General features: G+C 35.2%; 10 protein-coding genes. 7 read left to right on the forward strand and 3 right to left on the reverse strand.

What is annotated here, in order from left to right; all coding sequences use genetic code 11:
• Nucleotides 1-57 precede the first annotated feature (57 nt).
• The 7 genes from A4F88_RS06620 (at nt 58) to A4F88_RS06650 (ending at nt 24,211) form a co-directional block, all read left to right on the forward strand.
• A complete protein-coding gene (locus A4F88_RS06620; protein ID WP_073075421.1) occupies nt 58-17,541 on the forward strand; it encodes a T9SS type B sorting domain-containing protein in 17,484 nt (5,827 codons plus the stop codon).
• A gap of 44 nt (nt 17,542-17,585) precedes the next feature.
• Entirely contained in the window at nt 17,586-18,560 is a 975-nt protein-coding gene (locus tag A4F88_RS06625; RefSeq protein WP_068842311.1) for a PorP/SprF family type IX secretion system membrane protein, read from the forward strand.
• 160 nt (nt 18,561-18,720) lie between these two features.
• Nucleotides 18,721-19,908, forward strand: a complete 1,188-nt coding sequence (locus A4F88_RS06630) for a phosphoglycerate kinase (RefSeq protein ID WP_068841797.1) — start codon at nt 18,721-18,723, stop codon at nt 19,906-19,908.
• Between the two features lie 110 nt (nt 19,909-20,018).
• Nucleotides 20,019-21,857, forward strand: a complete 1,839-nt coding sequence (locus tag A4F88_RS06635; protein ID WP_068841798.1) for a LysM peptidoglycan-binding domain-containing protein — start codon at nt 20,019-20,021, stop codon at nt 21,855-21,857.
• A 46-nt stretch (nt 21,858-21,903) separates the two neighbouring features.
• A complete protein-coding gene (locus tag A4F88_RS06640; protein ID WP_068841799.1) occupies nt 21,904-22,872 on the forward strand; it encodes a DUF4837 family protein in 969 nt (322 codons plus the stop codon).
• Between the two features lie 120 nt (nt 22,873-22,992).
• A complete protein-coding gene (locus A4F88_RS06645; protein WP_068841800.1) occupies nt 22,993-23,634 on the forward strand; it encodes a DUF1579 domain-containing protein in 642 nt (213 codons plus the stop codon).
• A 130-nt stretch (nt 23,635-23,764) separates the two neighbouring features.
• The gene (locus A4F88_RS06650; RefSeq protein ID WP_068842312.1) at nt 23,765-24,211 is read left to right on the forward strand and encodes a GNAT family N-acetyltransferase; all 447 of its coding nucleotides are present in this window, start codon (nt 23,765-23,767) and stop codon (nt 24,209-24,211) included.
• A gap of 154 nt (nt 24,212-24,365) precedes the next feature.
• Here A4F88_RS06650 and A4F88_RS25880 read toward each other — a convergent pair whose 3' ends face one another.
• The 3 genes from A4F88_RS25880 to A4F88_RS06660 are packed head-to-tail and all read right to left on the reverse strand — an operon-like array spanning nt 24,366 to nt 26,811.
• Entirely contained in the window at nt 24,366-24,752 is a 387-nt protein-coding gene (locus A4F88_RS25880) for an OmpA family protein (protein WP_317041608.1), read from the reverse strand.
• On the reverse strand, nt 24,680-25,168 hold the full coding sequence (locus tag A4F88_RS25885) for an OmpA family protein (protein WP_317041606.1): 489 nt from the start codon (nt 25,166-25,168) through the stop codon (nt 24,680-24,682). Before A4F88_RS25885 ends, A4F88_RS25880 begins: the two co-directional genes overlap by 73 nt.
• A gap of 5 nt (nt 25,169-25,173) precedes the next feature.
• A complete protein-coding gene (locus tag A4F88_RS06660; protein WP_068841801.1) occupies nt 25,174-26,811 on the reverse strand; it encodes a S41 family peptidase in 1,638 nt (545 codons plus the stop codon).
• Nucleotides 26,812-26,813: the final 2 nt, after the last annotated feature.

Genomic DNA, 26,813 nt, shown 5'->3' on the forward strand with positions numbered 1-26,813 from the left:
AGTCTTATTCTTTAATGCCCCTTAGAGGATAAGATGTAAGTAAACAAAAAAATGATTATGAAAAAACCTACTAACCTAAGATTGATTTTATTAGCTTTGATTTTCTTTCAAAGTTACTTTGTAATTTCTCAGAATCTTAAGCCATTTACGCCAAGATTTGACAAGAGGCTAAAAGGAGACATGTTGCTTATTGGTAATAATATCCTGAACAGAGATGGAGGAAGAAATGCTAGGCCAAATGTTGCTTATAACGGGCCTAATCTTAATTCTGATTTCGATATGAAATATATTGATATCGATAATGATAATACGACCTTCAGTTCCAGTAGTGCAACTTTGACCGTACCAAAACCGGCTTGTTATAAAATCGTTTATGCAGGTTTGTATTGGGGTGCAATTCTTCAGCAAAATGATCGTACAGGTATTGATAAGGTAAAGCTTAAGTTGCCTAGCGGTGGTGGTTATAATGATATCACAGGTCAGATTATTTATGATGCTAATACAACACCTATTGGTAGTGATAATAATAAAACATACGCCTGTTATGCAGACATTACTTCTTTAGTTGCAGGCCAAACTGATGCTCAGGGAGTTTATACAGTTGCGAATGTTAAATCCAGTGAAGGAACAAATAGCGGAACAGGTTTATCTGCTGGTTGGTCTATTTATGTAGTTTACGAAGATCCTACTCTGCCAGCAAAATATATCACTTCATTTGATGGGTTTAGTGCAATTGGAGGTGCTACTACTTTAGATATTCCTGTTTCCGGATTTAAGACCATCCCTACTGGTCCTGTTCGTGTAAAATTTGCTTTTGCAGCTTTAGAGGGAGATTATTCTCTTGCAGGAGATTATCTGCAAATTAACGGTTCAACTATTAGTGCCACAAATGCTGCTAATCAGGTTATCAGGGCCGGTAATAACTTTTTTAATAGTAGTGTGACTTATGTTGATCCTGCTACCGATAAAACAGAAGATTTTCTCAATCGAAATCCCGCCAGTACCAATACCCTTGGTTATGATGCGGGTATTCTGAATATTAATAATCCCGGAACGATTTTAAAACCCGGGGGTATCGTTATTGATAATAATGCGACTTCGGCAAATATTAGATTAGGAAGTACTCAGGATGTTTACTTTTACTATTTTAATGCCTTTGCGGTTGACATTATTGAGCCTCATATCGTACTAACCAAAATCGTTAAAAATTCTGCCGGAACTAATATTGGAAATCAAAATGTAACATTAGGACAACAATTAAATTATGAAATTGGTTTTAAAAACACAGGTAATGATGATGCTAAATCATTAACGATTAGAGACCAGTTACCAATCAATATTATATTTAATTACCCTGGAGATTTAAACCCATTACCAGCTGGTGTAACGGTACAAAGTTACGATCCTGCGACCAGAAGTATTGTTTTTAAAATAGATGACTCTGTAGTTAAAGCCAATACATTAACAGAAAAAGTGATAAGCTTTAAAGTTAAGGTTGTGCCTGATTGTAATTCGTTGAGTGAAGCATGTTCTAACAGTATCGATAACTCAGCATACGCCACTTATAAAGGAACTTTAAATCCTGATTTTCAAATTTCAGATGATCCAAGTGTTAATACCAATACAGGATGTATATTAACTCCAAAAGCGACTAACTTTTTAGTTGGTGTTGATGGTTGTAAATACACAGCAAATGTTACTTTGTGTAAAGACAATGTAGACTTGGTTGCTGCAAACGGATATACAAGTTATACCTGGTATAGTGACGAAGCACGCACAAAACAAATTGGTACAGGACAAACACTTAATGTTAAAGATCCTGGTACTTATTATGTATACAATTTGGCTGCGGCACCTTGTAGATCAATTTACCAGGCTATTACAGTAACCAGATTTGGTAGTACAAACACAAACCCTGTACTTCCTTATGCGAAAGCGCCATATAAAGGAGAAGTTTTAATTTGTCCAAATAACGGAAAAGAATTACCTAATCTTTTCTTATGCGGTGCAAATGATTCCAGATTAATTGAAACTCACGTATCAGATGGTTCTACTCTTGTTTGGGAAAAATTAGATGAGACAAGCTGTACTGCTCCAAGTAGTGCAAGTTGTGCTAATGAAGGTACATCTTGTTCATGGACTCAGGTTGCAACCGGACCAAATTATGATGCTAAAATTGCTGGACAATATCGATTAACGTTAAATTATGCAGGAGGTTGTTTTAACCGTTTCTACTTTAATGTATTTACGAACTCATTAAATCCTACAGAAAAACATACTGATATTATTTGTGGTAAACCTGGTACTATTACAGTTGGAGGCGTTCCTGCAGGATATGAGTACAGTATTAATGGTACAACTTATCAGGCTAGTAATATCTTTAATAATATTACTACTGCCGGTTTTTATACGGTTTATGTTAGACTAGCTGGTGTAACAGGAAACACATGTATTTTTACTGTTCCTAATATCCAGATCAGACAAAGAAACTTTAATGTAGTACAGGATGTAACACAACCATTATGTTATGGTGAGAAAGGAAAAATTAGAGTTGCAGTAAATGATGCAAATGCTCAATATTATTATAAACTTTATAATAATGGAACTTTATTGTCGAGCGTTGGTCCAGTACCGGATTCTGAATATACTTTTGATAATTTAAATACAGATCAGAATTATGTTGTAGAAGTTTCTACAGATGATGGTTGTAAAGACACTAAATATATTTATGTTGGTAAGGTTTGGAATGAGTACAAAGCTACCGTTGCTTTAATAGAACCTTTAACAGCATGTAGTAACGGAAAAATCAGAATTACTACCGAAGGAGGGAATTCACCATATAATTATTTTATAAACAGTGATACCGTTTTTCAATCAGAGAATGAATTTGTTTTTACAACTCCGGGAGTTTATACTATTAAAATTGTAGACAAGAACAACTGTACACTAACAAGAACTATTACAGTTCCGGATAATGCAAAACCAACTTATACCGTTACTAATACAAATAGTAATTGTTACAATGATAATGCACAAATAAAAATCAACCTTACGAATGCTAACGGATATATAATGTCTTATAGCATTAACAACGGAGGGACTTTTCAAACGAATCCTGTATTTTCTAATTTACAGCCAGGCACGTATAACGTAGTTGTAAGATACGGTATGAGTTATACCGATGTGAATGGACAGCCAGCAGTAAAATATTGTACAGATCCGGCACAAAAAGTAATTATTTCAGGACCAACTTCTGCAGTTACAGCTTCAGCTGGTGTTGCTGAATTGGCAGGATGTACATTAACTGGTTTAGGAGGTAAATTAAGAATTAACAACGCACAAGGCGGAACAGCTCCTTATCAATATAGTTTTGATGGAGGCGCAAACTGGCAAGCTTCTAATGAAAAAGATGTTTTACCGGGAACTTATATCTTAAAGATAAAAGATGCTTTAGGTTGTGAATATACTATTCCTTATAATATTATTCTGGATCCAAAACCAGCAGATCCGACTATAAAAGTCGAAGATCCTGTTTTTAACTGTAATGGTACAGCTACAAGTAAGGTAACTGTAACAAACAGTACTTCTGGAACTTATACTTATGAGTATTATTTAGATGGTAAACCAAATACTCCAATTACAAATAATGTATTTACAAATGTACCTTCTGGATCACATACTGTTTCTGTAAAATATAATGTAAGTACAGTTTCTACTTATAGTAATTTATTACAGGAAGATTTTGGAAAAGGAGGTTACACCACAACTCCTGGAATTAGTCCGGTATATTGTTTTGAAGATGAATCAACACCGCACCCTGCAAGTTGGTCAAAATTATGTGGAGATATTAATGATTACCAAATTAATGATGGAAAATATGCAGTTGCAAGTTCTATTAAAACCACTTTTGGTGGTACATGGGTAGTGGCTAAAGATCACACGACACCTTCTGATCCATTAGGAAGATTTTTATGTGTGAATATTGGAAGTTCAGCAGGCGTTGGAGGAATTATATACAGTAAACCAATTAAGGATGTTATTGTAAATCAGCCGGTAATTATTTCGTTATGGGCAGAGAACTTAATGAAGAGTACTACCGGATCTGGTTATTCTGATCCTGAATTAACGATTCAATTAGTTAATAATTTAAATGGAGTAGGCGGAACAGAAACTATTGTTGCAACTACAGATACTGCAAATCCTTGGAGAGTTCCAAGAAATGAAAAATGGGAGTATAAAGAATTGTCTTTAAACCCTGGAGCTTATAACAATCTTAGTTTTGTTATTCGCTCTTATAATACTAACTTTAGTGGAAACGATTTACTTGTAGATGATATCTGGGTTCGTCAGATTCCAAAATCTTGTATTGCTCAAAAAGATTTCCCAATTGTCATTGATACCAATAAAGCTTTTTCAGCTTCAATTGTAGGTCATAAAGACTTAACATGTAATGGTGTTAATAATGGAGAAATTACATTAGCTGCTCAAAACTTCAATACAACTTATGGTTTTGATTACTCTCTAGATAATGGGGCAACCTGGACAAATTCTAAAACTTCACCAGTTACCGTTGGTGGTTTGACAAGTAAGACATATAAGATTTTAATACGTTATGATAATACAGCTGCAAGTTGTAGTTTCCCATTTGATCAGCCAATAGGTACTCCTGCTGCATTAACAATTACAGCAAGTGTTACAAAAACAGCAACTTGTACTACAGGAGCAACTATTACAGCTGTTGCAGGAGGAGGAACACCTGCATATCAATATGAATTGAGAGCAGCAAATGGTACTACAGTAGTAACTGCATTCCAGGATTCAGGTGTATTTACAAATGTGCCTACCGGAACTTATACAGTTGTAACTCGAGATGCATATGCATGTTCTTCAAGCGCATCTGCACAAGTAACAGTTGTTGCGCCAACGCAGCCAACAGCGACTTTAGCAGCTTCTACAGATTATTGCTATACTGCTGCTAAAGGTGCTACTCTTGTAGTTACTGCTACAGGTACAGGAGCTATAACTTATAGTTTAGATGGTGCACCTGCACAAACTAGTAATACATTTACAAATGTAGGAGCAGGAACGCATAGTATTACTGTTACAGATAGTAATAATTGTCCGGTTTCAATAAACGGAATTGTAATTGCTCCGGAATTAAAAGCAGCAGCTTCTATTACAAAAACATTAGACTGTACTACTCCAAATGCAACTATCAAAGTTGATATTACCGATGGAGTTGCAGCATATACTTATAAAGTCAAAAAAGATGCAGGTATTTATGGAGCTAGCGTAAATGTTACAGGTAATACATTTAATTACCCTGCAACAGAAGCTGGACTTTATACTTTTGAAATTACAGACTCTAAAGGATGTAAAGCTTATGTTACAGCGACAATTAGTCCAATTACAAATCCAACAGTAACTGCTAACCCAACACAAATTACATGTAATGGTCTTACAAATGGTAGTGTTCAGTTAGTTGGTGCAGGAGGTTCAGGAGGATACGAATACAACTTTAATAATTTAGGTTGGTCATCAACTTCGTTATATTCTAATTTAAGCCCAAATATTAGCTACCCTTATCAGGTAAGAGACAATAAAGGATGTACATCTGCTGTTGGAAATATTACATTAACTCAGCCAACTGCTGTGTCAGGATCAATTTCTGCAACAGTTATTAAATGTAGTACTACAGGTACAGTACCAGCTGTAGTTACAGTTACTGGTTCTGGAGGAACAGGAGCATATACTTATAGTTTCAACGGAACTACAAACTTTACTTCAACAAATACATACTCAACAACAACTGCCGGAACAGTTACGGCATATGTTAGAGATGCTAATAATTGTCAATTTGGGCCATTATCAATTTCAATTGGTACTTTAGATCCAATTACAGATATTACTATTGTAGATAGCGGATATGATTGTTCTACAGTTCCTGCCGGAGGACATGTAACTTTAACGGCGGTGAAATCTGGAAGTTTAGCAAACATTACTTATCAGATCATTTCTGGTCCTGCAGGATTTAACCCTGCAACAAATACAACCGGAAACTTTGCATCATTGACTCCTGGAGATTATATTTTCCAGGCAACTGACACTGCTACAAATTGTTTATTTACAAAAGGATATACAATAAAAGCAATTTCAGATATTATTACAGGTGGTTCAGTACTTACAAGTATTCAATGTTTTGGTTCTACCGGAACTATCGAATTTACTGTAAATGGTGTTAAAGCAAACGGATATGATTATGTTATTAGAAATGCTGCTAATACAATCATTCAACAAGCTACTGCGGTAAGTGCAGCTACAACAACTGTTGCAGTTCCTACTGCTCAGCCAGTAGGTTCATACACTATTACAGCTACAGACAGATTAACTAAATGTCAGTCTGTTTATACAGTAACTTTAACGCAGCCAGCTGCAAGTGTTGATGTTAGTGCTGTTGCAACTACAGTAAATTGTAACAAATTTACTGCTGAAATTACAGCATCTTCAACAGGAGGAACTCCAAATTATACTTATGCAGTAGCAAAACAAGGCGCTGCGGTTCCTACAGTTTATGCTTCAAATAATGTCTTAACAGTTGATACAGTTAACGGAACAGTATTAAACTGGGTGGTTTATGTGAAGGATGCTAATGGTTGTACGGATAATTTCCCAATAACAATCGTAGTAGATTCTAAACCGGTTATTTCAAGTGTGGTTGTTGATAATCAATGTCAGACAGGATCAACTTCTAGTTTTACAATTACAGCAACAGCTACCGGATTAGTACCTTTAACGTATAGTATTGATGGAACTAATTTCCAATCAAGCAATACTTTTACAGTTAGTGCAGGATCTTATACAGTAACGGTTAAAGATAAAAATGGATGTACAACAGCTGCAGCTACACCTGTAGTGGTTTATCCTAAAGTTTCTGCCTTAGCAGGTGTTACTAAAGAATTAGATTGTACTCCAACTCCTGATGCGACTATTAAAGTTGATATTACTGGAGGAAAAACTCCATATACTTATACAGTAACAAAAGGCTCAGGAACACCTGGTGGATCTGTTACTGTTGCTGGAACATCATTTACAATTTCTGTTGCTCCGGCTAATGCGGATACTTATACATTTGTAATTACAGATGCAAACGGATGTCCTGCAACAACATCTGCTATTGTAGCTCCTATTGCACCTCCTACAGTAACTGCTGTAAAAGTAGATGCTTCATGTAATGGTTCAGCAACAGGAACTGTTCAGTTAACAGGAGCTAATGGTTCAGGTGGATATACATACAGTAAAGACAATGTTACTTATGTAGCGACTTCATTATTCGAAAATTTAGCTGCAGGTGCATATACTTTCTATGTAAAAGACAGTAAAGGATGTACAGGAAGCGTTAATGTTACAATAGCTGAGCCTACTACATTAACAGCAACTGCTTCTGCTACTAATTTTACTTGTAGTGTTACCAACACTAAACAATCAGCTACGGTTACAATTGCAGTACCAACAACAGGTACAGCTCCATATACTTATAGCTTTAACGGAAGTGGATACACTAATAATAATACCTTAACAGTAAACGATAACGGAACAAATCAAACGATTAATTATTCTGTTAAAGATGCTAAAGGATGTACAACTCCAATTCAACAAATTATAATTAACAAGCTTGATCCTCCTGTTATTGTTTCAATATCAGGTACTCCGATTTTGTGTTCACCAGCTGCGAGTACTACAAGTACTGTAACAGTTTCAACAACAAATGGAGTAGGTACTTTAGCTTATGTGATTACAGCTCCGGCTTCTTCTACTTCAAATGTAACAGGTGCTACAACAGGAGAATTTAAAGGATTAGTGGCAGACACTTATACTTTTAAAGTAACAGATGCAAACGGATGTTTTGCTATCCAGTCTTATACAGTAGTTCCATTGACTCCAATTGCAGTTGCTGAATCTAAATTAAGCGATGTTTTATGTAATGGAGGAAATACCGGTTCTGCAAAATTCAGTATTTCTGGATTTAGTGCTACAGGAAATTATACAGTAGCAGTAACATCTACGCCTGCAGGATTACCTTATACAACTTCAACCGTTGGAGATGTAATTACCCTAAACGGATTAGTTGCGGGTAATTATACTTTGACAGTTCAGGACAAAACAACAAATTGTTCTGCCAGCAAAACTGTAAACATTACAGAACCAGCTAATGTTTTAGGAGCTACCCTTACTATTGTAAATGCTAATTGTAATGTTCCAACTTCAAAAGTAACGGTAAATGTTACTGGAGGAACACCAACTTATTCTTATGCATTTGTACAAGACAATGTAACTCCTCTATCTACAGATTATAAATCAAATAATACAGCTAATCTTGATCCGGCTATTGCTAATTGGGATGTTTGGGTAAAAGATGCTAATGGTTGTACAACAAAATTAGATGCTGCCCTTGTTAAAGATATCGCTCCGGATGTTACAGCTTCGGTTACAAACCAATGTACTTCTACAGGAACTTCATTTATAATTAAAGCTGTGGGAACTGGTGGAGTTGGAGTTTTAACTTATTCTATCAGCTCAGGTGTTGCGCCTAGTCCTGCTGACACATTTACAGTTGCATCTCCTGGTACTTATATTATTACTGTTAAAGATGCTAATAATTGTACTGATAATGTTAGCGTAACAGTAAATGCTGTTTTAACAGCAAGCGCTGTTTTAGTTAAAGATATTACATGTGCAAATCCTACAAATGCAACAATTACTATTAATGCTGGTGGTGGTTTAGCACCTTATACATATCTAGTTTCTACAGACGGTGTAACTTTTACTACATCTGCTAATTTGACAGGAAATACATTTACAACAAATACTGCGGGAGAATACTATTTCAAAGTAACAGATGCAAGTGGTTGTGAGAAAATAACAAATAAAGTTACAGTTACATCGCCACAAACTGTATTAGTAACAGCTTCTAAAGTTGATCCTACATGTAATGGATACACTGACGGTTCTATTACACTTACAGCTACGTCTGGAGTATCTCCATTTACGTATAGCATTGACAACGGTGTTACTTTTGTTAGTACTAACGTTTTTGGAGGACTAGCTTCTGGAACATACAATTATGTTATAAAAGATGCAAAAGGATGTACTTCAGTTGCGGCTCCAATTACTCTAGTTAATCCGGCTCCAATTGCTGTTAACATTGTTCGTAATGCCATTTTATGTAATTTGAATACACCTGGTAGTTTTGATATTAATGTAATATCAGGAGGAACAGCTCCTTATGTATATAGATTATACGATAATACATTTACGGAAATAGCTAATTATACGGAAACATCAGCAAATCCAACGCCGGTTTATAAATTTGCAGGCTTGAATTTTGGTGATTATTATATTACTGTCGTTGATGCAAAAGGTTGTGAATACAGAAGTGGTAAATTAAGAATTGAAACACCTCCTTATTTGAATATGACAGCTGTTGCTGACTCAAACAATTGTGCTACAGGAGTAAATGTTACAGTAACAACATCTGGAGGTACACCAAATTATAGATATTCTATTTTTGGTCAGCCATTAACAGAAACTGCACCAATGGCTAGTGCAAGCTATACTTTTGTTGGGTTAGCTCATAGTACAACGTACTATTTACAAGTGAAGGATAATAATGAGTGTATCTCTATTTTAGAATTTAAAACACCAAACCCTCCATCGAATATTAAAGTTACAGGAACAACAATAACAGATGCTACTTGTAACGGAACTTCAACAGGAACACTGACATTTACTGTTAGAGATTATGATCCGGCAGTAACAACAATAAATTATGTAGTATTAAATGCTTTAACTTTATTACCAGTTACACCAGCAATTAGCGGAACATTAACTGGTCCGTTAGGAGGTCCTGTTTCAGGTTCTATATCAACACTAAAAGCTGGAAATTATGTTTTAAAAGTTTCTGAGGTTGGTGGAACTCTTTGTTCTAATGCATTTACTTTTGATGTATCACAACCGGCACAGCCACTTAAAACAACAATTTCAAATGTTGTAAATGCTACTTGTAATGCAGGTGCACAGGTTACTTTAACAACTACCGGAGGAACGGGACCTTACGGTTACGCAGCCGGACCTGTTGGATTTACACCAACAACTTTTGGAACTAATAATGTTTTAGTATTAGATTATGCTACAAGACAAAATTGGGATATTGTTGTACAAGATGCAAAAGGCTGTACAGATAGAGTTAACATAACAATAGCTTTAGATCCTAGTCCTGAAATCGCATTATCAGTTAATAATAAATGTGCAGCTGAAGGAGCATATGAAGTTAAAGTTACTCAAGTTACAGCTGGAATTGCTCCATACTCGATTAGTGTAAACGGAAGTGGGGTATACACAAGTATTCCTGGTCTACCTTACGATGTTACAGGTCTTAATTCTGGTTTAAATACAATCAGCATTAAAGATGCAAATGGATGTATTGATACTAAATCAATTACCATAGATAAACCACTAGGAGTAACACCAGTAATTACTGCATTACCTACTTGTGCAAACAATGATGGAGTTATAACATTAACACCAATTGGTGGTTCAGGATCATTTACATATAGCATTACTCCTAATGTGGGTACTGTTGTAAGTAATGTTATTTCTGGAGTTCCGGCAGGATCTTATACGATTACCATTACAGATACGAATACTTTATGTACTGCAACAGCTCCAGTTGAGCTTTCTGCTCCAACACCAGTAGACTTTAATGCTGTAGTAACTGATGCTTCTTGTAATGGTGCAAGTGACGGAACTATTACAGTGAACTTAGCAGCTGGAAGTGATAATCCAGTGTATACATATTCAATTTTACCAGCTCCGGCAGGATATGTACAAACAAATAATGTGTTCTCAAATCTTCCTCAGGGTACTTATTCAATTACGGTATTTTCAGGTAGAGGATGTTCATTATCAAAATCTTACACAGTTAACCAGCCACTTATATTAGCAGCTACTGCTTCTGTTGCTGCTTATTCATGTGACGTAAACAATGTTGCTCAGCCAGCTGTTGTAACAGTAAATGTTACTGCTGGAACAGGAACAGCACCTTACAAATACAATTTTGATGGTTCTTCAAATTACTATGACGCTAATACTTTAACAGTATTAGATAATGGTGCAGCACAAACGATTCATTTTTATGTAAAAGATGCTAAAGGCTGTACATTTGATGATACAGTTATAGTTAATCCATACCAAAAAATTACAGATTTAACTTTTGCCGGTGCTGCAATTACTTGTAACGCTCCTGCAACAAGTATTACAGTTACTGTAGCGGGTGGATATGCAATTACAAAATATGAAATCGTTTCACCAATCGCCAATGCGGTTGATAACGGAACTGTAAATGTTTTCAATGGATTATTACCAGGTACATATGTTTTCAAAGTAACAGATGCAAATGGATGTTCATTCCAGAAATCATTAACAATAAAACCAGTAACAAATATTACAGTTTCTGGTCAATTAATAAAAGATGTAAGTTGTAATGAAACAGCAGCAACACCTAATGGTTCTGTTGAGTTTACCGTAGGTAACTTTGCAACAACTTATACTTATTCTATTAACGGGGTTGCAGTTGCAGGAACACATACTAATCCTAAAGTTACGCTTACTAATTTAGCGGTAGGTAACTATAAAATAGATGTTGTTGATGTGGCTACTGGTTGCGTTGCATTTGCAGATGTAAATGTTAGCGAACCGGCAACACCATTATTATTAACACTAGTTTCTAATGTTAATGCAAATTGTAATTTTGGTGCAAAAGTAAGTGTTGTAGGTTCAGGAGGAACTCCTGGTTATACATATGCTTATGCTGAAAGCCCAACTGCACCATTAGCTACAGCTTACAAAGCTAGTCCGAATGCTGTTTTAGATCCATCTAAAGTTTGGATTGCATATGTTAAAGATGCAAACGGATGTATTGCTCAATTACCATTGACTATCGTTACAGATCCTAAACCAACAATCGACCCAATTACTGGTGTTTGTTATGATGGTTCTCCTGTAAACGTTACATTGGTAGGTCATGGGGTAGGTCCATTAACATACAGTATTGGTAATGGATTTAAAACAAGCCCTGATTTTGTTCTTAATGCACCAGGTACATATACTTTCTACGTAAGAGATGCTAACAATTGTGATGCAACTACTCCGTATGTTTATGAACTTGATCAGCAATTATTATTAGATGCGACACTTCAGGATTTAACTTGTGCCGCTCCTAACTTAGCTACAGTTACATTAACAGCTACTCAGGGATCTAAAACATATACTAATTATGAAGTTTCATTTAATGGAGGTGGTTTTACACCAACAACATCTCCATACACAACAAACGTTCCAGGAACATATGTTTTCCAGGTTACAGATAGTAAAAACTGTCAGACAGTTTCAAAACCTGTAGTGGTAAACCCTATTGTGATGCCTACTATTTCTACTTCTGAATTCAACGTAGATTGTGAAGGTGGTAACAACGGAAGTATTACAATTACTGCCGGTAGCGGACTTGCTCCTTACGAATATAGTATCGATGGTATAGCATATCAGGCATCAAATATTTTTGCGGGATTAACACAAGGTACCTATACAGTATATGTAAGAGATGCTAAAAAATGTGTTGTTAATAAGACCGTTTTTATTACAGAACCAACTCTTTTAGTTGCTACTGCTGCAGTTACTCCATTTGGATGTAGTGTAACTAATGCACCACAAGATGCTGTAGTAACTTTAACAGCTCAGAATGGTACACCAGGCTATAAATATAGTTTTGACAATGGGGTTACTTTTGGTGATTCACCAACATTAACCGTTAGTACCATAGTTGCACCTAAAACAGTTTACTATGTAGTAATCGATGCTAACGGATGTAGAGTTTCAGGAAATACCATTGTAAATCCTTATACACCGCCGACAGATATGGATATTACAGCAACACCAATTTATTGTAATACTGCTGGAGGAGTTTCCACTGCTACAGTAAATACAGTAACAGGTGGTGTAGGTCCTTATAAATACGAAATAGTTTCACCTGCAACGGCCGTAACGAACAATACAACGGGTATTTTCACAGGATTGTTGCCAGATAATTATCAAATTAAAGTTACGGATGCTAATGGTTGTAGTACAACTAAAGCTATCGTGATTAAAGAATCTGATAAAATTAAAGCTGCGACTCAATTGTTAACAGATGTATTATGTAATGGAGGAAACACAGGTACTGCATCATTTGTAGTAAGTAACTATATTACTCCTGCTAATTATACATATGCATTGTCACCAGTTACTGGAACAGCTACTAAAACAGGAGATGTTATAACATATACAGGTTTAACTGCAGGTACATATACATTTACAGTAGTAGACAATACTTCTGGATGTCAGAGCCAAATAGCAAACTTTGTTATTAACCAACCAACGGTTTTAGATTTTACATCTACTGCAACGAATACAAATTGTAATAATAAAACGGCTGAAATAACAATTACAGCTACTGGAGGAACTCCTGCTTATCGTTATGCTGTTGTTGTTGCAACATCAGCACCTCCTACTACTTTTGGAACAAATAATGTTATTACTGTTGATACTAACAACGGTGCAAATATGAATTGGGATATTTATGTACAAGACCTTAACGGATGTCCATTGATGAAATCTCAAGCCATCATCGAAGATGCATTACCAACAACTCCATCAGTAGCACCATTTAGTCAATGTCCGGATCCATTAAACGGAACGTATACATTTACTATTACAGGAGTTACAGGTGTAGCACCAATTCAGTATAGCATTGGTAATGGCTTCCAGTCTAGTCCAACATTTACAGTTAATACATCTGGTTCTTATGATGTAACAGTAAAAGATGGAAATAATTGTGAAGTAACAACGACAGCAGTAATTAATATTTCACCAGCTCTGGTTTTAGATGTTAAAATAACAACTTTACCAGATTGTAATAGTAACAATGGAGTTATTACAGCTACAGCTACCGGAGGTTCAACTCCTGCAAACTATAGCTATAGTTTAAATGGTAACTTTGGTCAGCCAACAGGAATATTTAATACAAATGTTGGTCCAGGACACCATTCAATTACAGTAACTGATCTAACAACAAATTGTGAGAGAACTGTTGAATTTGATATTCTGCCTGCAACTCCAATTGCCGGATTTACTCTGACTCATACAGATGTTACTTGTAACACATTTACTGATGGAACGATCACTGCAACTATTGATGAAACAGGTAAAAACAACAACCCAATTTACTATTACAGTATTACTGCGGGACCAGTTCTTAGACCTAATCAGACTTCAAATGTATTTACAGGATTGCCAAAAGGTCAATATACTGTAACAGTAACATCAGGAAGAGGTTGTAAAGATTTAGAAGATGTTGAAATTCTTCAGCCAGATCCAATCGCTGTTGCAGATCCTGTATTTACTCAATTTGGTTGTACAACAGGAACAAATACAAATGTGAATGCTACCATTACAGTAAACACAGTTACAGGAGGATCAGGTAAGTACGTTCTGTATCAATTCATGAAAAACGGTGTTGAGGTTCAAAAAAGTACTTCAAATACCTATACAGTATTTGATCTTACAGGAGGAATTTATTCTGTAAATGTTTATGATGATAAAGGATGTACAGGTGCATCTACATCAATAATTGATATTAAACCTTTTATTAGCTTAGACGATATCACAGTAACAATTAACAAAGATATTACTTGTGTAAACAATCAGGATATTACTGTTACAGTTGCTACAACTGGTGGTACACCGGCACAATTACTATATAGTATTGCCGGAGTAGGCGGAAGTACTTTTACAGCTAATAATACAACAGGTGTATTTACAGGATTGCCAATAGGTAATTATTTAATTACGGTTGTAAATCCTGCAACAGGATGTACAATTCAGGAAGCTCATTATGTATTTGATCCAAATACATTTGAAATTAAAGCAACTCCAGTTAATGCTCAAATTTGTTTTGGAACTGCAGATGGAAGTGTTGATTTAACTTTTGTAGATAATCAATTAATTCCAACAAATGACGCTGGAGCTTTCAATTATACAATCACTGGAGGTCCAGCTCCTATTACAGGTACAAGTCCTAATGCTGGTCCTTGGTCAGTAACAGGTTTAGTGGCGGGTCAATATACTGTAGTGGCTAAGTTGGTTAACAATCCTGAATGTACTGTTCAGTCAGTATTCAATATTTCACAACCTGCTGCTGCTTTAACAGTGACAACAACAAAATCTGAAATCACTTGTGTGGCAGGTAATAATGATGGAGAAATTTCAGCTACTGCAACTGGTGGCTGGGATAATAATTACCAATACGAACTGGTATTAAACGGAGCGGTTATTGCGCAAAATACAGATGGTAATTTCGCCGGATTATCTGCGGGTAATTATACAATAAACGTTAAAGATGGTCTGGGATGTCCGGCATCAGCAACAGAATCATTGAAAATACCGGATCCAATTGTGGTTACAGCTTCGGCAAATGCTTCAGTGTTACCATGTTTTGGCGACAGATCAGGAGTAATTACAGTAAACCCTCCAACAGGTGGTCAGGGAAGTAACTATATGTATACATTAAATATTCTATCAGAAACACCGGTTATTGTATCTGGTCCACAAAGTGATCCTGTTTTCACAGGCTTACCTGCCGGAACTTACAGTATAACAGTTACTGACGGATTTACATGTTCTGCAACATCTGCAAATGTTGTGATTACTGAGCCAACAGAAGTAATTCCAAGTTTAGTACTTACATCTACTCAGACTTGTAATACACAATCAACACTTACATTAAGTGCAACAGGAGGTTCAGGACCATATACATACAGTGCTGATAAGACTTTTACAACAACAATTGGTTCATTTGCAACTTCTGTTACCTTCCCGGTACCAGTTGGTAAATACCAATACTATGTAAAAGATGCTAAAGGTTGTGTGGCGAAAATTTCTAACGAAGTTAAAATCGATGCATTAGAGCCATTAGAAATAGAATTAGATGTTACCAATGCAGTAGTAAAATGTATGGGAGAAGCTACAGGAGTTATTGTAGCAACTGGAAAAGGTGGTTTAGGAAACTATATTTATACCTTAGAAAATACTGCAGGTGGTGTTGTTCGACCAGCACAAGCTAATGGCAGATTCGAAGATCTTCCAATAGGAACGTATGTTGTAAAAGTTGCTAGTGGTGATTGTCCTGCAGCATCAGGTCCAATCGAAATTAAACAACCAACGACAGCTATTCAGGCAACATTTACACCAACCAATGTTTCTTGTTTTGGAGAAAACAATGGTCAGATTGTAGTTGCAGCAACAGGCGGTACAGGAACAATTAAATATTCAATATCACCAGATTTAGATCGTTTTGATGTTAAAAACACTTTTGATAAACTTGCACCAGGTAAATACACTGTAATTGCTCAGGATGAAAATGGTTGTTACGTTATCGATGAGGTAGAAATTACACAACCAAAACCTCTAATCGTAACAGAACTTGCAAACTCTATGATTCCTGAAGTTTGTAAAGGAGACAAAGATGGAGCATTTAGTATCGAAATTAAAGGTGGTACTGCACCATATAGTGTAAGTCTTGACGATAAAAAAGGAACTTATACTGTAGGTACAGCGACTCAAACCATATTCGACTTTACTAATCTTTCAGGAGGAGTTCATACAGTTTATGTTGTAGATGCACAAGGATGTACGAATGAGTTTGTAGAAAACATGCCTCTACCAGTAACCCTTGATCCAACTGTAGAAGTTAACTACGATTGTGTAAACAATTCACAATCTAATATGGTAACAATTACAGTTGATGCAAGCAATACAGATCTAACTCAAATTGATTATTCACTTGACGGAACAGGAACATATCAGCCAGCTAACATTTTTACAAATGTAGCACCAGGTACACATACAGTAATGGTAAGACATACTAATGGTTGTGAAGTTCCAACGGCTAGTTTTGTAATTAAACCTTATGATCCATTAACGCTTACATTGTCATCAGGACAACAAGAGATGAATGTAATTTCTGTAACTGCTGCTGGTGGAGCACCTGCTTACGAGTACAGTTTCAACGGAGAGCCATTTACATCATCTAACAAATACAAAATCTACAAATCTGGAGATTACGTAGTAGTAGTAAGAGATAAAAACGGATGTACAGTTACTATCACAGTTCCTGCAGTTTACATAGATGTTTGTCTTGATAATTACTTTACTCCTAACGGAGACGGTGTTTACGATACATGGGGTCCTGGTTGTACTAATATTTACAACAACCTGGAGTTCTCAATCTTCGACAGATACGGTCGTGTAATTGCCAAATACCACTACGGTCAAAAATGGGATGGTAGATATAATGGCGCAGAATTACCTTCAGGAGATTACTGGTATGTTCTTAAATTGAATGATGCGAAAGATGACAGAGAGTTTGTAGGACATTTCACTTTATACAGATAACAAAATAAGAGCCCCGAATGATGTTATCTAAAAAAATTATTACAATGAAAAAGTTAATTTTATCTTTAGTACTCATGGCTGTAACAACAAGTTACAGCCAAGAGTTAAACCTACCGGTTTTCACGCAATATTTAGCGGACAATCCTTTTGTTATTTCACCAGCTTTTGCCGGTATTGGAGATAACCTTAGAATTAGAGCCAACGGACTTACACAATGGGTTGGAATTAAAGATGCGCCCGACAACCAATCGCTTTATGCTGATTTTAGAGTTTTAGACCGATCTGGAGTTGGTATCAATGTTTATAATGATAAAAATGGTTATACGCGTCAAACCGGAGCAAAAGTTTCGTTTGCACACCATATCATTTTAGATTATTATTCAAAACAATATTTATCCTTTGGACTTTCGTATAACTTTAATAGTTTCCGTATCGATATAGACGAGTTTAATAATACGATCGAACATCCTATTTTAGACCCTGCCGTTACAGACAATCGTTATACCGCAAACAGTAACTTCGATATTAGTGCATTGTACCGTAACAAAGGATTCTATGTGAGTTTTAATGCGAATAACGTGTTAAAGAAAAATACCGATAAATACAGAGGAGTTGAACCATCATTGCTTTCAAACTATCAGATATATTCTGGATTTGTTTTTAAAGACGGAGAAAATAGCCGTATCGAATATGAACCATCAGTTTACTACCAGTATTTTGCAAGTGATAAACGTTCAACAACCGATTTTAACTTTAAGTACAGACGTTACAACCGTTACGAAGATTACTACTGGATAGGAGTTTCATACCGTTTCTTAAACGATCAGTTTCCAAAACCATTATCAGTTGGACCAATGGTTGGTTTCATGAAGTCTAAATTCTATTTTGGATATTCCTATCAGGTAATGTTTAATCAGCTTGGAAATTACAATACAGGAACACATTCCATTACAATTGGTTTCGATTTCTTACAATCGATCAGTAACTGTCCTTGTACACAAAGTCCGGTTCACGATTAAACAAGTATTTTTAGCATTATTAATACTTAATTTGTTTTATTTCATAAATTACATCGTTTTCGTTGTTATAGCTAGGTTATTTTTACATTTTTCGAATTTATTACTACCCTAAAAGTTCTATATTTGTTTTTCGATCCAAAAAATTAAAAAAAATATCAAGATGAAAACTCTAAACGATTTCGATTTTAAAAATAAAAAAGCAATTATTCGTGTGGACTTTAACGTGCCATTGGATGAGAATTTTAATGTTACAGATGCAACACGTATCGAAGCTGCAAAACCAACAATTGATGCTATTTTAGCACAAGGCGGAAGCGTAATTTTAATGTCGCATTTAGGAAGACCAAAAGGAGTAGAAGAAAAATACTCACTAAAACATATTTTAAAAACAGCTTCTGAAATTTTAGGAGTTCAGGTAAAATTTGCTGAAAATTGCGTTGGAGAAGTAGCTCAGATAGCTGCTAAAAATCTACAACCGGGAGAAGTTTTATTACTTGAAAATTTACGTTTTCATGCTGAAGAAGAAGCCGGTGATGTAGCCTTTGCAAAAGAGTTAGCTTCATTAGGAGATATCTATGTAAACGATGCATTTGGTACAGCTCACAGAGCACACGCTTCGACAACTATTATTGCGCAGTTCTTCCCAACAGAAAAATGTTTCGGAACATTGTTGGCAAAAGAAATTGAAAGTTTAAACAAAGTACTTAAAAATAGCGAAAAACCGGTAACAGCAGTTCTTGGAGGATCTAAAGTGTCATCTAAAATTACAGTTATCGAAAACATCTTAGACAAAGTAGATCATATGATCATTGGTGGTGGTATGACATTTACATTCATTAAAGCACAAGGTGGTAAAATTGGAGAGTCTATTTGTGAAGATGACAAACAGGAATTAGCACTTGAAATTTTAAGATTAGCCAAAGAAAAAGGCGTTCAGGTACATATTCCGGTTGATGTAATTGCTGCAGATGATTTCTCAAATACAGCAAATACAAAAGTAGTTGATGTAAGAGAAATTCCTGATGGATGGCAAGGTCTTGATGCAGGTCCAAAATCTTTAGAGAATTTCAAAAAAGTAATTTTAGAGTCAAAAACTATTTTATGGAACGGTCCATTAGGAGTTTTTGAAATGGAAACATTCTCAAAAGGAACAATCGCATTAGGTGATTATATCGCCGAAGCTACTAAAAACGGAGCATTTTCATTAGTAGGAGGAGGAGACTCAGTTGCTGCTGTAAAACAATTCGGATTAGAAGATAAAATGAGCTATGTTTCTACTGGTGGTGGGGCAATGCTTGAAATGTTAGAAGGAAAAGTTTTGCCTGGAATCGCTGCGATTTTAGACTAAAATATCACAATTAACATTTTTTTGCATATTTTTTATCGGTAATCTGTTTAAGTTTGCAAAAGTAAGGTTTCTGTAATTGTTTGAATTATAGAATTTTAAAAAAATGTTATATGATTGTAAAAAAAATATCAATAGTCGTTTCGGTTCTTTTTTCTATGTCGATGTTTGCGCAGGAAACTGCAAAAACCGAAGTTGAATTAAAGCCAATTGTAAAGATATCGTATTTAGATTCTGTTAAAAATTCCTTCAGGAAAGATGTAGCTGCCACACGGGTTGACAGCCTTTGGATGAACGAATTAACAAGTTTGGATATTTACAATGACCTGACAAAAGACATTCAGACCATCAACACAGATGTTACAGTTGATGAAGAGTTGCCAACAGATTTGTTAAAACAGCGTCTTCAGGCCATGAATGAGAAATCGCCTTTTAATATTGAATACAATCAGGGTTTAGAAAACATAATAAAGTCATTTCTTAAGAATCGTAAAAAATCGTTCTCAAGACTAATGGCACTTTCAGAATATTATTTCCCAATTTTTGAGGACGCTTTTGCCAAACAAAACGTTCCATTAGAAATTAAATATTTAGCCGTTGTAGAATCTGCTTTAAATCCTAAAGCAGTTTCTAAAATGGGCGCCACCGGACTTTGGCAGTTCATGTACGGAACCGGTAAACAATACGCACTAAAAATAGATTCATATATCGATGAGCGTAGCGATCCTCTAAAAGCTACATCAGCATGCTCAGAATATATGACTAAAATGTTCAATATTTTCGGAGACTGGGAACTGGTTTTAGCTTCATACAATTCAGGACCGGGAAATGTGACCAAAGCAATCCGACGTTCTAACGGAAAAACAGGTTATTGGGACATTCGTAATCAACTTCCAAAAGAAACCCAGGGTTACGTTCCGGCTTTTTACGCTACAATGTATCTTTTTGAATACCATAAAGAACATGGAATTAATCCGGAAAGAGCCGTTGTTAAAAACTTCGAAACAGATACGGTTAACATTAAAAAGGAAATGACATTCAAGCAGCTTGCAGATTTACTGGACATGCCACAATCTCAAATTCAGCTTTTAAATCCTTCTTACAAATTAAATGTAGTTCCTTTTTATCAGGGAGAACCCCATTTTCTGCGTTTGCCAAAAGATAAAATAGCCACTTTTGTTTCAAACGAAGATAAAATTTATGACTACGTAGCCTATCAGTCAAAAAACAAAACGATACCTACTCAGTTAGCCTTAAAAATTACTTCTAAAACAAAAGCCAGACTGGAGAAAACTATTGATACAGATGTTAAGTGGTATAAAGTTCAAAAAGGAGATAATCTTGGAGCCATTGCAGCAAAGTATAATGTAAATGTTATCGATTTAAAAAAATGGAATAACCTTAAAACAAATGCTGTTGCACTTGGTAAAAGCTTAAAAATTAAGTTGGATTCAGATCCGATTGCTAAAGCGACAAAAGACATAAAATCAACAATTGCCGTAGAGAAAAAATCAGAAGAAGCAATTGCTGCTAATGACGATAAAGATAAAAACAATACACCATCTCAGGAATATGTTGTAGCGGCCGGAGATAATTTAGGAAGCATTGCAAAAAAATTCGGTACGACTATTGCGGAGTTAAAAGAGCTTAATAGTCTAACTTCAAACAATATTGGTTTAGGAAAAACTTTAATAGTTTCTAAAGCAGTTCCTGAAATTGTTGACGAAAATGCTGTAACAACAGCCATAGCTTCAAATTCTTCAATCGATTCATTCAAGAAAAAAGCTACTTCAACCAAAGATATCGGAGAAGATTATTACGTTAAAAAAGGAGATTCGTTGTATAGTATTTCTAAAAAATATCCGGGAGTAACAATTTCAGATATTAAAAAATGGAATAATATTAAAGACGGAGATATTAAACCCGGAATGAAACTTAAAATAAACGGATAATAAAAAATCTTACCTAAATTTGGGTTTTATTTCATAACTTGAGAAAATGAATAAAACCCATTTTTTATTATTACTACTTCCGTTTTTACTGCTGTCGTGTTTAAAAAACGAAAAACAAGACCAGCCCGTATCCGGAAAAACAAACTCTATTTCTGTTATAATAGACGATCAGTTATGGTATGGAGAAGTAGGAGACAGTATTCGAAATAAATTTGCTTCACCCGTTTTAGGCCTCACTCAGGAAGAGCCTTTATTTACTATTAACCAATATCCCGCACGTTTACTTGAAGGTTTCGTTACAGATAGCCGAAGCATTATTGTAGTAAAAAAAGCCGCTGCAGATAAATTCGAAATTACCCATAGCAAATCATTACCCCACAATACATTTCGTATTTACGGAAAATCAATCGATGATATCATTTGCAGCATCGAACTGAACTCTTCACAAATTATCAAAATCATCCGAGATGCCGAGATTAAAAAAGTTCAGGAAGACAACAGTAAGTCCTTATTAAATCCCACTGTTATAAAAAACAAATTCCATATCGATTTACAAATCCCAACAGGTTACGAGTACATGTTGCACAAAAAGAATTTTATCTGGCTTAAAAAGGATATTATAAGTGGTAATACAAGCCTGTTGATCTATCAGATTCCAATACACAGTTTTAAAAAAAGTGCAACCGTTGTAGGTAACATTATTAAAATGCGTGATTCTGTCGGAAGTTATATAAAAGGTCGTGAACCCAATACACGAATGATCACTGGTGAAGCTTATGCACCTTATTTTTCTACGATTACATTAGACGGAAAACAAGCTTATGAAACCAAAGGAACCTGGGAGCTAAAGAATGATTTTATGTCCGGACCATTCATCAATTATGCAATTGTAGACGAAATGTACAATAGAATTTTGGTCATAGAAGGATTTTGTTATTCACCTTCAAATGAAGAAAGAGATTTAATGTTCGATCTTGAAGCAATTATCAAATCAGTTAAAATCGATAAGAGATAAGCATTCAGGTGTTTGAAATTTACAAAACATTATCACAAAAGAACTTATACATTAGGCTGAAAGAAAGACATCATTATATTTCATACTTTTGTTTTATAACAAACAATAAAACAAATAGTTATGAAAAAATTAGCCACAACATTAGTATTAGTAACGCTATGTTTTATCTCTTGTAAAAAAGAAGTAAAGACTGATACCGTTACGACAAAAGAGTCTGATAGTATTCAATCGAAAGAACAAGTTGCCGAAGAACCATTAGATTCTGTAGCACAAATGAAAGCCTGGCAGGCTTATGCAACACCGGGAGCTCCACATAAATTGATGGCAGATGAAATAGGAACATGGAACTGTGATATGACCTTTTGGTCTGAACCAAATGGAAAACCTGAAAAAGCCAGTTCTGTTGCAGATATTAAAATGATTCTTGGCGGACGTTATCAGGAAGCCAACTATCAGGGAAAAATGATGGGTCAGCCATTTGTTGGACGAAGCACACTTGCCTATAATAATGCAAGCAAGGAATATACAACCACTTTTATCGACAATATGGGCACCGGAATGATGGTCGCTTATGGCAAGTACGATGATAAGACAAAAAGTATCGAACTAAAAGGAGATGTTGTAAACCCAATGAACGGAATCAAAACTCCATATCGTGAGCTTTACACCATCATTGATCCTAAAACCCGTAAAATGGAAATGTTTGATGTTAAAAATGGTAAAGAATACAAAAGCATGGAAATTATAATGAAGAAGAAGTAATCAAAAAAACACAACAAAATAAAAATCCCGATTGTCAAATTGCAATCGGGATTTTCATTTGATAATATTTCGTGTAATTTTGCTTCTAACACAAATAAACAAGAATCCCAAAACCACAAACAAGAGGCAAATGGAATTAAAATGGAAAATAAAGCCGTTTGAGGCACTAACAGTTCATGAGTTATATGATTTGCTCAAACTAAGAAGTGAGATCTTCGTAGTCGAGCAAAATTGCGTTTATTTAGACCTTGATGGCAAAGACAAGAAAGCATTACACCTAATTGGAGAATATGAGGGTAAAATTGTTGCTTATGTACGTTTGTTTGATGCCGGAATTAGTTTTGATAATGCTTCGATTGGCAGAGTTGTAGTAGATGCTAATTATCGTGATCGAAAATGGGGACATGATTTAATGCGTGAAGCTATTGCCGCCATAAAATCAAACTTCAATAAAGATAAAATTACTATTGGAGCTCAATTGTATCTAAAGAAATTTTACGAAAGCCACGGATTCATACAAACCAGCGAGATGTACCTGGAAGATGATATTCCGCATATTGAAATGGTTCGTGAATAACGAAAAAAAACGTAAAGTCATAAAGTTGCGATAACAAAAAATGTATTTTATCTTTTTTTATAACTCTCTTTAGAATAAACGTTTAGTAATTTGTTTTAGAGTAAAACTTTAAGAAAAATAAAAACTTATTTTTTAATGTTATTAGAGAAATAAATTAAATCTTAGTAATCAAAAATTCAACACGGCGATCAAGATTATCACCTTTTCCCAAAGGAAATTTATTGCCACAGCCCTGATAAGACATTCGGTTTTTAGAGATTTTTTTAGAACTAAGATAATAAAAAACGGTTTTGGCTCGGTTCCACGAAAGTCTTCTTTCCTTAGTGTCCTTGTCAATTCCGTCACTATATATTTCAGGAGTACAGCAAACGTGACCTCTTATTTCAAATTGCACATTTTTCTGATTTTGTAAAATAGTTGCGACTTTATCTAACTCTTTTTTAGAAGCCCAGGTAAGTCTCGCACTTCCTATGTCAAACAGTATATTATCCAGGAAAATCTTATCACCAACTTTGATTTTGTTGGTGAACGAATTGTGGATTCCTTTCCCGAAGCTGTTTTTTTAACCACAATCAAATCAACCCGCCGGTTTTTAGAACGAGTTTCATGTAAGTTCTCAACCGTGTCAAGTCTTAAAACAACACGGCCTTTACCTTCTAAAATCACGATTTTACTTTGATTAAATCCTGCGGTAATCAACAATTTCTGAATCGTATTGGCACGATTATTTGATAAGCGAAAGTTATAATCATCGTTTCCGCGATCATCGCAATAGCCATAAATTTGTATAGACTCTACCTTAGAGCTGTCAATACTTTTAATAAATTGGTTTACAATTTCGGTTTGTTTTGGTGTAAGGTCGAATTTGTCGAATTCGAAATAAATAGTTTCAATGCTCTTTTGTTGTGCCGATAAATTGTAAATAATAAACAGAAATAGGGCGCTACAAAGCTTCATTTTGTTTACATTTTTAAAATCGTTTTATACTCAGTCTGATTATTTAAAACGCTTACCGCTTTCTTAATTTCTGAATTGTTTTTAATATAATATTGATATAAACCTTCCTGATACTGATATCTTTTTATCAGTTCTTCCTGAATAAGATTTCTGATTTCTTTCTGGTTTTTGTCTAATAGAGTAGTTTCACTTTTTTCAAGAGCAGCCAGTAATTGTTGGTATTCAGGAGCAATTGTTTCGTCGATTTTTTCGTTTTTGGCGGCAGTCAGAGTATTTTTCAGAGCAACCTCAGTTTCAGTATCAAAATTAATTTTATTCGTTTTTAAGTACTGCTTAAAACTTGTATAATCAGCATCTGTAATAGTTGGGATCTTATCTCCCAGGTTTGGATTCTTGTAGTAATAAGTGGTAGCATAATCAAAAATCCCGTCATTTTTTAATAATGCACTTGTAATCGGACTCATTTTAGCTTCGTCTAATTCAATATCCGGCAAAACACCTCCGCCATCATAAACAGTTCTTCCTTTTCGTGTTTTAAAAGCATTAAAGTTTTTAGCATCAGTTCTTTGCGCAACACCATTTTTATCTTTGTGCGCATAATCCAATGCCTGAATACAACGTCCGGAAGGAGTGTAATATCTTGAAATAGTCACTTTAAGCTGAGTTCCATAAGTCAGGTCAACAGAACGCTGAACCAGACCTTTACCAAAACTGCGGCTTCCTAAAATCACAGCACGGTCTAAATCCTGTAAAGCGCCCGATACAATTTCAGATGCCGATGCACTTCTTCCATTTACTAAAATAGCCAACGGAATTTCAGTATCTACAGGCTCTTTCGTTGTTTTGTAAGTATTATTATGTTTCTCAATTCTTGATTTTGTTGTTACAATTACTTCATTCTTCGGAACAAATAAATTACAAATATCAATAGCTTCATTTAATAAACCACCCGGATTTCCTCTTAAATCAAGTACAATTTGTTTCGCACCATCGGCTTTAAGCTTTTCAAGAGCGTCTTTTACCTCAGTAGCAGCTTTTCGGCTAAAATGTGCCAAAACAATATAACCCGTTTTATCATCAATTTTTCCATAAAACGGAACCGATTTAATATCAACTTCATCCAAAACCAGTTCAGTCGTAAAAGTTTTTCCCTGACGAAGATATTTAATGGCGATTTTAGTGTTTTTGGTTCCTTTTAATAATTGAGAAGCATCATCTTTAAAATCGGCAATCATAACATCACCAATCTGAATAATTTCGTCACCTGCTTTAAGTCCGGCTTTATCAGCAGGATAATTTTTATAAGGCTCACGCACAATTAAGCGATCTTTTTTTCTTGAAATCAAAGCGCCAATTCCGGTATATTCTCCAGTATTGTTAATTTTAAAATTGACCACATCCTGCTCGTTAAAATAAACCGTATAAGGGTCTAAACTTCCCAGCATACTTTTAATGGCTTTATCCATCAAATCGCCGGGATTTGTTTCGTCGACATAGTTTGTATTTACGGCTTTAAACAAAGTGGTGAAAATTTCTATTTGCTTGGCAATCTCAAAAAAATCGTCTTTGAAACTAGTTCCAATAAATAAAAATCCTGCAGCAACAGCGGGTATAATGAATTTCTTTTTGAAATAAGGATACATGA

This window comes from Flavobacterium chilense, assembly GCF_001602525.1.
In the GTDB taxonomy this organism is placed as follows: domain Bacteria; phylum Bacteroidota; class Bacteroidia; order Flavobacteriales; family Flavobacteriaceae; genus Flavobacterium; species Flavobacterium chilense.

Excerpts from the sequence above, each read along its gene's own strand:
- A4F88_RS06620 (WP_073075421.1), top strand. The coding sequence starts at position 58 with ATGAAAAAACCTACTAACCTAAGATTGATTTTATTAGCTTTGATTTTC.
- A4F88_RS06625 (WP_068842311.1), top strand. The coding sequence starts at position 17,586 with ATGAAAAAGTTAATTTTATCTTTAGTACTCATGGCTGTAACAACAAGT.
- A4F88_RS06630 (WP_068841797.1), top strand. The coding sequence starts at position 18,721 with ATGAAAACTCTAAACGATTTCGATTTTAAAAATAAAAAAGCAATTATT.
- A4F88_RS06635 (WP_068841798.1), top strand. The coding sequence starts at position 20,019 with ATGATTGTAAAAAAAATATCAATAGTCGTTTCGGTTCTTTTTTCTATG.
- A4F88_RS06640 (WP_068841799.1), top strand. The coding sequence starts at position 21,904 with ATGAATAAAACCCATTTTTTATTATTACTACTTCCGTTTTTACTGCTG.
- A4F88_RS06645 (WP_068841800.1), top strand. The coding sequence starts at position 22,993 with ATGAAAAAATTAGCCACAACATTAGTATTAGTAACGCTATGTTTTATC.
- A4F88_RS06650 (WP_068842312.1), top strand. The coding sequence starts at position 23,765 with ATGGAATTAAAATGGAAAATAAAGCCGTTTGAGGCACTAACAGTTCAT.
- A4F88_RS25885 (WP_317041606.1), bottom strand. The coding sequence starts at position 25,168 with ATGAAGCTTTGTAGCGCCCTATTTCTGTTTATTATTTACAATTTATCG.
- A4F88_RS06660 (WP_068841801.1), bottom strand. The coding sequence starts at position 26,811 with ATGTATCCTTATTTCAAAAAGAAATTCATTATACCCGCTGTTGCTGCA.